The 324-nt window shown below is 71.0% G+C and carries 1 protein-coding gene; it reads right to left on the bottom strand.

Annotated features, from left to right (window positions below; translation table 11 throughout):
- On the bottom strand, positions 1-194 hold a 194-nt coding region (locus H6A15_RS10260), incomplete at its 3' end, for a hypothetical protein (protein ID WP_204673653.1).
- Positions 195-324 lie beyond the last annotated feature (130 nt).

Below are 324 nucleotides of genomic sequence, written 5' to 3'. Positions count from 1 at the left end.
TGGGCAAGCCCGTCATCGATGCTTGCTTGGTTGGCGTCGAGCTCTGCCTGGCCGTCGGCAATCTGGGCCATGCCGTCGGTGATCTCTGCCTGGGCGGCGTCAAGGCTCTCGAGCAGGCGCAGGCGGAGTTGGACGCGCAGCGTGCACAGGCGCTCGAGAAGGGCGAGCGCCGAGCGCGCCTGCGCAAGGCCCACCGTTGCCTGGCCTTTGCCGCTGGCGCAGCTCGCCAGCGGCAAAGGCCAGGCAACGGTGGGCCTTGCGCAGGCGCGCTCGGCGCTCGCCCTTCTCGAGCAGGCGCAGGCGGAGTTGGACGCGCAGCGTGCA

This window comes from Enorma phocaeensis (assembly GCF_016901575.1).
Lineage (GTDB): Bacteria > Actinomycetota > Coriobacteriia > Coriobacteriales > Coriobacteriaceae > Limicola > Limicola phocaeensis_A.
The sequence above is the reverse complement of the archived record's forward strand: the minus strand, read 5'-3'. Positions and strand labels throughout refer to the sequence as shown.